This is a genomic window from Bradyrhizobium sp. UFLA05-109 (assembly GCF_054185165.1).
Genome location: NZ_JBBIAR010000007.1, coordinates 190,580 through 196,830 on the forward strand (window position 1 = coordinate 190,580; position 6,251 = coordinate 196,830).

A 6,251-nucleotide genomic window follows, 5' to 3' on the forward strand; every position below is an offset into this window, starting at 1 on the left:
TGTGAGGGAAACGTCACGATGGCCGAAGACAAGCCTGAAGACGCAGGATTGGCCCCCGAGTCAGGTCGTGCAAAGCGCACTCCGCCCACCATCGATCTCGAGGCGACCGAGGTGTCCACCCAGCCGCAGCAGGCGGCTGATGAGCCGGAGCCGGAGCCGGCCGAGGCCGATGCGGCCAAAGCCGAATCGGTCGCGGCCGAGGCAGCCAAGCCCGAAACAGCCAAGCCCGAAGCAGCCAGGCTGGAAGACGAGCCCGAACGCGCCGAGGCCCAGGCCGCGGTGCCTCCGACGTCTAAGCCGGTGTCCCCCTGGGTCATCGCGCCGCTGTCGGGCGCGGTTGCAGCCGCGCTGGTGATCGCGGTCGGCTGGATGCTGGGCTGGCCCCAGGTCGGCCAGGAACCTGTGCAAGCTCCATCGGCGGCGCCGCAGGTTACGACTGCGACGGTCGATGCATTGAGCGGGCGCGTCGCCGCTGTCGAGACCAAGGTCAACAAAGCAGCGGCTCCAGCGGTGGACCCGGCCGCAGTGGCGCGGCTCGACGCGCTGGACAAATCCGTCGCCGCCTTGCGCAGCGACATTGCGAGCCTGCGTACGCAATCGGACAAGCTTGGCAGCGCACTGAACGACGTGAAGTCGGCGCCGCGCGACGCGGGCGCCGCGCCGGATCTGTCTGAGATCAACGATCGCATCGCGCAGCTCGAACGCACCATCAAGGCCGAGCGCGCCGAGCTTACACAGCAGGGCGAGAAGATCGCCGATGCAAAGTCCACCGACGACAAGGCGATGCGTCGCGTCGTTGCGGCGGCGCTGCTCGACGTTGCCGTCCGTCACGGCGATGGCTATGCAGCGCAGCTCGCGGCAGCGAAATCCTTCGCGCCCGATCCGCAGGCGTTGAAGCCGCTCGAGACGTTCGCGTCCACAGGCGTCCCGTCTCCGGTCGCGCTGAGCCGCGAGCTCCTCAACATCGTGCCGAAGTTGTCGCCGCCGGCGGAGGCGCAGACCAGCGGCGGCATTATCGAACACCTTCAGGCGGGCGCCTCAAAGCTCGTCCGCATCGAGCGCACCGACGGTGTCGGCAATGATCGCGGCGCAATCGTCGCGCGGGTGACCGCGGCGGCGCTGCGCAACGATTTCGAAACGGCGCGGCGCGAGCTGAAGGGCTTGCCGGAATCCGATCGCGAAGCCGCAAAGGCCTGGCTCGACAAGGCCGATGCGCGCGATGCCGCACTCGCCGCATCCCGCAAATTCGCCGACGATGCCATGGCGGATCTCGCCAAACCCGCGCAATAGACCGCGCCTGAAGGGATCACCATGCTTCGCGTCGTATCGTTCCTCATCCTCATCGCACTTGCCGCGGCCGGCGCGGCCTGGGTTGCCGATCAGACCGGCGATATCATCCTGACGTGGGGTAATCTGCGCGCCACGACGACAGTGCCGGTGTTCGCGTTCGCGCTCGGCGTCCTTGCGGTGGCTGCCATAGTCGCCTGGAGCATTTTGAGCGGGGTCTGGCGAACGCCGGCGCGGATGCGTCGCCGTCGTCACGAGAAGCGTCAGGCGCGCGGCCGTCACGCCATCACCCATGGCCTGCTGGCGATTGGCCACGGCGACACCGCGCTCGCGCGCCGCCACGCGGAAGCCGCGCGGCGGCATGCGCCGGACGATCCTTTGGCGCTGCTGCTGCATGCACAGTCGGCGCAGCTCGACGGCAATCGTGAGGAGGCGCAGCGCGCTTTCCGTTCCATGGCCGAACGTCCCGACACGCGGCTGCTTGGCCTGCGCGGCCTTTTCATCGAGGCGCAGCGTGCCGATGACGCGGTCTCCGCGGTGATGATCGCGGAGGAGGCGATCAAGCTGTCGCCGTCCTCGACCTGGGCCTCGCAGGCGGTGCTCGGTTTCCGCTGTGCCCGCAGCGACTGGAGCGGCGCACTCGCGATCCTCGATTCAAATCTCTCGGCAGGCCTGATCGACAAGAAGGCCTGGCGCCGGCAGCGCGGCGTGCTGCTCACCGCGCGTGCGCTCGAGCTCGAGACCATGGACCGCGACGTCGCGCGCGAGAGCGTGATGGAAGCGGTGAAGCTCGCGCCGACGCTGGTGCCGGCTGCTGCCCTTGCCGCGAAATTCGAGAGCGAGGCGCACCAGGTGCGTCGCGCCATGAAGCTGGTGGAAGCCGCCTGGCTCGCGCATCCGCATCCCGATCTCGCGGACGCCTATGCGCATGTGAAGCTCGGCGATTCCGCGCGGCAGCGCTTGCAGCGGATCGAGACGCTGTCGGCCAAGACGCCCGGACATGTCGAGGGCCAGCTCGCACTCGCGCGCGCCGCGATCGACGCATCCGAATTTGCCCGCGCGCGCGAGGCGCTGGCGCCGCTGATCAACGATCCGACCCAACGGGTTGCGCTGCTGATGGCGGAGATCGAGCGCGCCGAGCATGGCGATAGCGGCCGGGCGCGGGCCTGGACCTTGCGCGCCGTGCGCGCGCGTCACGACCCGGCCTGGACCGCCGACGGCTATGTCAGCAACCGCTGGCGTCCGGTTTCGCCGGTTACTGGCCGGCTCGACGCCTTCCAATGGCAGACGCCGGTGGCAAGTCTGCCCTCGGACAAGGGCACGACGATCGAGGCCTCCCCGTTCGAGGAGGCCATGCTGGCTGCCCCGCCGCCGAAGCGGATCACCGTGAGCAGCGAGGCGCTGGAACCGGTCCCGCCAGCGCCTGCGCCCGCCGCGCAGGACAATCTGCCGCCCGCGCCCAAGCCTTTGGAAGCCAAGCCTTTGGAAGCCAAGCTTCCGGAAGCCAAGACTGACGCCCAGATCGAAGCCAAGTCGGTCGACGTGAAGGCGCCCGAGCCGGCTATTTCGGCAACTGAGGCCAAACCGGGCCCAGGGCCCGCCGAATCAGGCCCCATTGCGGCTACGCCCGTATTCCGTGCCCGAGCCGACCTCGGCAAGCCAGCGTCCTCCCCGATTCCCGCCGTCATCCCGATCATCCGCGCGCCAGATGACCCCGGGATCGATGACGAGGGGCCCAGCGATGAATTTACGGAACAAATCGGCACGCCGAAGGCCCAGGCCGGCGGCTGGCGGGGTTTCTGGTCCCGCTGGGGCCGCTGATCGGCAAGTTCGGCCCGGCTTGACCTTGCCAATTCCGGCCATGCCCGATATCAGGGGCGCGCGTAGCTGGGGCCGCCATGCTGGCCCCTCATTGGTCCGCCGCAATAGCTCAGTTGGTAGAGCACGTCATTCGTAATGACGGGGTCGGGGGTTCGAGTCCCTCTTGCGGCACCATTCAACTCACTGATTAAATTACGTATATTGTAGTAGTGTTTTTGACCGTCAGTTCGCCCGACTCGAATGGAACCACCGCGTAACCACGGCTAAACCGCCCGCAGAGCCACCCGCGTACCGCTACCATGGCGCTGGGCGGTGCAGCGGTGAGGGTAATGGCAGGCGTTTGGAACGTCGCACCATTGGTGAGCGCATTTTTTATCCGCGGGGATCTTCTGCGGATCCGTGCTTTTTCCTCGGCTGAAGCGCGGCACTAATGGGGCGCGAACCAGCGCGCTGTAGCAGCACTTCTCACTCCAGAACCTTTTACTCGAACGCGACGCCCTCGGGGTCGTTCTCCTCGAACCATTTCTCGGCGGCATCTACATTGGCGAACACCTTGATGACCAGCACCGTTTCTCGCCTGACGTTCCGAAGACCGCCGAAGAGGTCGAACTGGAAGACATCATCCGAGAGCTGGCTTATCGGCTTGAGGATGCCCGCGAAGGCAGCGCCGAGTACAGGTTTGTCGAACGTCAGCTCACCGACATCTTCCACGGCAGCGAGCTTGGCGGTCTCTTCATCGAAGAGTACGCGATGCGCGCGGAGTTGGCGGTGCCTCGACGCCGCCAACGCCCGCCGCAAAATACAAATCGCTAGCAGCGTCGTTCACGTAGATGTACGTGAGGTTTGTTTGATCCAAGTCAAGGCCGCGAAGCTCCCGCACGCGAGGCTTCAGACAGACCCGTGGCTCGGTGCGATGTGCGGTGTCCGCGGTGTTCCGCTCTCGAAAGAAGGAGAACGCTAATGTTGCGTCGGATTCTCATCGCTTCGGCAGCCGCAGCCATGCTGCTGGTCACCTTCACCTCCGATGACGCATTCGCCCGCGGCGGCGGCATGCGCGCCGGAGGTTACCACGGCGGTGGTGCCGTGCGAGCAGGAGGCTACCGCGGTGGCGCGGTAGCCGCTCGCGGATACCGGGGCGGCGCTGTCGCTGTGCGCGGCGGGCGCTACGGCTATCGGGGTGCGTATGCAGGGGCGTATCGCGGCTACCGCTACGGGGTCGGTGCGGCGGCGGTTGGAGCCGCCGCGGTCGGCGCGGCTGCGGCGGGAGCCTACTACCGCGGCGGCTGCGGCTACGACGCTTACGGCAACTGGGTTTGCCCCGGCGGGTATCCGTACTGAGCGGCGACGCCGCTTGGCCTAAGCCGCTGATGCAGTGGCCACGCGCCGTAGGCAGAGGTTGGCTCCATTCCCCATCGCACCTCCATGCCGAGAACCATTGACTAGGGCTCGGCATTGATCTGCATCAAAATTTGGTCGGGGCTGATCCTGTTAGCGAGGGGCATGGGGCGTGTAGATCGTCTGTTCATTGCGCTACTCTTGCTAGCCGCGCTGGGAGCGCTGGCCATTGCCATGTTCTTGCCGGACTGAATGCGCTTGCACTCCACTGCCGGTCGTCCCAAATGCGTTTGTGCACTTGGCGCATTGAAACAGGCCGGACGGCGCCGAGCCCAGATAAATGGCCGATGAGCAAACTGCCGCTAAGTCCGCGCGAGAAGCAGCTCCTGAGGCGCTTCGCCGCTGGGAAGACTGATGCTCAGATCGCCGAGCGACTTGGCGGGACCGCCAAGCAAGTCGGACAACAGCGAACGCGCTTGCTCGCCAAGCTGCGCGTCAGCCCACCAGCCAAGATCGCGGACGCGGCCGAGCGATTGGCAAGTTGGAGAACCTACAAAGGTGTAACGTAGAGATTGCTTGCATGCGGCAAAAACTGACGCACTGTCGGGCTTCACTAAGCGGAATCCCGCATCCGGCCTGCTCAATCACGTCGGTTCAATCGGAACGTACTGGCGTCCGGCTGTAAGATCGAACGCCAGTGGAAGTCCTCATTCGTACAAGGCGCAGACCCCACCTTGCCATCGCACGCATCTGCGAACGGCTCGGCGGGTTTGACGGATGGTAGTTCTGGCCACGCATACGCCGTTGACTCGCGTCCTGCCCGGACCACAAGCGGCGGCAATTTGCGTGATCATATCATTGTCCGTTTGAGCGATCGGTGCAGGCGTCATGGCTTGCACCGATGTTGCAATCGAAAGCGCAAAACTCGCAATAGCGAACAGCTTGATCATTTCTTGTCCTCCTTGACCCGCGATCAGTCCGCGTCCCTCCGCCGGGATGACAGGCGCGCAGGTTGTTGCGGTGCCCCATTGAATGCTTTCAGCGCCCATCATCGGGCGCTTGAGGCAGATCAATAGTCCCGCACGACCGGCGGGTCAGCTGCGCGCCGACGAGGTGATCGCTGGGAGTGAAGAATGAACTTCAATAAGCGTGCGTTCGCTTTTTCTGTTTTATGGACCATAATTTTAGCGGTGCTGATGGTCTGGCTATATGGTGTCGTTCATCATTGACGCGCTGCCGGTCCACACATTGGCCTGCGGTTGCAGTTTGCCCCCTCAGTCCAGATCAAACGCAGTTGGCGGCTGGGGCGTTTGGTCGCCCGAATTACGCGCCTGAGCGTTCTGGCGCGCTATCACGCGCAACTCAAATCCCATCGCGCCGAGAACGTGTAGGACTGTGCTGAAATTGGGATGCTTCTCTTCTCCGGCGAATGCGCGATAGAGGCTTGTCCTTTCGATGCCAGCACGGCGCGCGAGGTCTGCAATGTTGTGCTGCCGAGTGGCTGCCCCAATTGCGTGACAGATCTCCACGATGTCGCCGGTCTCCAATGCGCCATTGATGCGTTCTGCGATCACTCTGCGATTTGTTCGAGATGATCTGATGGATTGCTTCGCAATCATGCGGACATACGCCTTCTAACAAAAAGGCCGGGCAAACCTGCCCGGCCTATTGTGCTGACAAAAACGTCTAGAAGAAGGTCAGTATTTCGCCGCGACGGGAGGATAGCCGTAGCCGCCGAAGCGGTAGTTGAAGCGCACTGTGACCATATCAACGTCCTGACTAACCCGATCGCCGAGGAGGGTGGCCCC

7 protein-coding genes and 1 tRNA gene are annotated in these 6,251 nt (G+C 64.6%); 5 read left to right on the forward strand and 3 right to left on the reverse strand.

Annotated features, from left to right (window positions below):
• Window positions 1-18 precede the first annotated feature (18 nt).
• The 3 genes from Q3C01_RS07275 (at window position 19) to Q3C01_RS07285 (ending at window position 3,282) form a co-directional block, all read left to right on the forward strand.
• Window positions 19-1,290 (forward strand): COG4223 family protein, encoded by a 1,272-nt coding sequence (locus Q3C01_RS07275; protein WP_458144634.1) that lies wholly within the window; start codon window positions 19-21, stop codon window positions 1,288-1,290.
• A 21-nt stretch (window positions 1,291-1,311) separates the two neighbouring features.
• Complete coding sequence (locus Q3C01_RS07280; protein WP_458144635.1) at window positions 1,312-3,108, forward strand: heme biosynthesis protein HemY; 1,797 nt, start codon at window positions 1,312-1,314, stop codon at window positions 3,106-3,108.
• Between the two features lie 98 nt (window positions 3,109-3,206).
• Window positions 3,207-3,282, forward strand: a tRNA-Thr gene (locus Q3C01_RS07285).
• A 306-nt stretch (window positions 3,283-3,588) separates the two neighbouring features.
• Here the strand turns inward: Q3C01_RS07285 and Q3C01_RS07290 are convergent.
• On the reverse strand, window positions 3,589-3,906 hold the full coding sequence (locus Q3C01_RS07290) for a hypothetical protein (RefSeq protein ID WP_458144636.1): 318 nt from the start codon (window positions 3,904-3,906) through the stop codon (window positions 3,589-3,591).
• 162 nt (window positions 3,907-4,068) lie between these two features.
• Here Q3C01_RS07290 and Q3C01_RS07295 point away from each other — a divergent pair, with 162 nt between their 5' ends.
• Entirely contained in the window at window positions 4,069-4,446 is a 378-nt protein-coding gene (locus Q3C01_RS07295) for a hypothetical protein (protein ID WP_458144637.1), read from the forward strand.
• Window positions 4,447-4,790: 344 nt separating this feature from the next.
• A complete protein-coding gene (locus tag Q3C01_RS07300) occupies window positions 4,791-5,012 on the forward strand; it encodes a helix-turn-helix domain-containing protein (protein WP_458144638.1) in 222 nt (73 codons plus the stop codon).
• Between the two features lie 138 nt (window positions 5,013-5,150).
• On the opposite strand, the gene Q3C01_RS07305 is transcribed toward Q3C01_RS07300, so the two are convergent.
• Entirely contained in the window at window positions 5,151-5,393 is a 243-nt protein-coding gene (locus tag Q3C01_RS07305) for a hypothetical protein (RefSeq protein WP_458144639.1), read from the reverse strand.
• Between the two features lie 324 nt (window positions 5,394-5,717).
• Window positions 5,718-6,062 (reverse strand): addiction module antidote protein, encoded by a 345-nt coding sequence (locus tag Q3C01_RS07310; RefSeq protein ID WP_458144640.1) that lies wholly within the window; start codon window positions 6,060-6,062, stop codon window positions 5,718-5,720.
• Window positions 6,063-6,251 lie beyond the last annotated feature (189 nt).

What these genes read in the sequence shown, in the direction of transcription:
- Q3C01_RS07275 (WP_458144634.1), top strand. Translation starts at nt 19, where the DNA reads ATGGCCGAAGACAAGCCTGAAGACGCAGGATTGGCCCCCGAGTCAGGT.
- Q3C01_RS07280 (WP_458144635.1), top strand. Translation starts at nt 1,312, where the DNA reads ATGCTTCGCGTCGTATCGTTCCTCATCCTCATCGCACTTGCCGCGGCC.
- Q3C01_RS07295 (WP_458144637.1), top strand. Translation starts at nt 4,069, where the DNA reads ATGTTGCGTCGGATTCTCATCGCTTCGGCAGCCGCAGCCATGCTGCTG.
- Q3C01_RS07300 (WP_458144638.1), top strand. Translation starts at nt 4,791, where the DNA reads ATGAGCAAACTGCCGCTAAGTCCGCGCGAGAAGCAGCTCCTGAGGCGC.
- Q3C01_RS07305 (WP_458144639.1), bottom strand. Translation starts at nt 5,393, where the DNA reads ATGATCAAGCTGTTCGCTATTGCGAGTTTTGCGCTTTCGATTGCAACA.
- Q3C01_RS07310 (WP_458144640.1), bottom strand. Translation starts at nt 6,062, where the DNA reads ATGATTGCGAAGCAATCCATCAGATCATCTCGAACAAATCGCAGAGTG.